Origin of the sequence: [Clostridium] symbiosum ATCC 14940, from assembly GCF_000466485.1 — a bacterium.
Lineage (GTDB): Bacteria > Bacillota > Clostridia > Lachnospirales > Lachnospiraceae > Otoolea > Otoolea symbiosa.
In genome coordinates, this window is record NZ_KE992817.1 from 53,768 (window position 1) to 54,060 (window position 293).

Here is a 293-nt window from a genome sequence, read left to right on the forward strand (position 1 = left end):
GTCAGGCTCGTAAGAGCCTGTGGATCGAAACCTTTAAATCTTCATACAAAATTTTTATTCTTCGAAGGTCAGGCTCGTAAGAGCCTGTGGATCGAAACAGGGAAGACACAAAGTTTTTAAGAGGTGATGGCTGGTCAGGCTCGTAAGAGCCTGTGGATCGAAACCCTTGTATAGAAGTGCGTCAGTATCTTTGTTTCAGGTCAGGCTCGTAAGAGCCTGTGGATCGAAACAGTCTTATCCCATGTATCTTTATCTTCTATAATGGTCAGGCTCGTAAGAGCCTGTGGATCGAA